This window comes from Citrobacter sp. TBCS-14 (assembly GCF_005280805.1).
Classification (GTDB): Bacteria; Pseudomonadota; Gammaproteobacteria; order Enterobacterales; family Enterobacteriaceae; genus Citrobacter; species Citrobacter gillenii.
In genome coordinates this window covers 1-257 of the sequence record NZ_SZWM01000657.1, presented here as the reverse complement: position 1 = coordinate 257, position 257 = coordinate 1, and the positions used below count along the sequence as shown (strand labels likewise).

The 257-nt window shown below is 57.2% G+C and carries 1 pseudogene; it reads left to right on the top strand.

Features of this window, described 5'->3' with window-relative positions:
- Positions 1 to 257: pseudogene (locus FDX22_RS20510) on the top strand (Xaa-Pro aminopeptidase); the annotation flags it as partial.

The window sequence follows — 257 nt, the reverse complement described above, 5'->3', positions numbered from 1 at the left end:
AATGGCCTGGACGCGGTGTATCACGCACAGGGCGAATATGCCTGGGCAGATGAGATTGTGTGTACGGCGCTGGATAAACTGCGTAAAGGTTCCAGGCAAAACCTGCGAGCGCCTGCCGCGATCATCGACTGGCGTCCAATGGTGCATGAAATGCGCCTGTTCAAATCAGCGGAAGAAATTGCGCTCATGCGCCGTGCCGGAGAGATCACCGCGCTGGCGCATACCCGAGCGATGGAAAAATGCCGTCCGGGAATGTT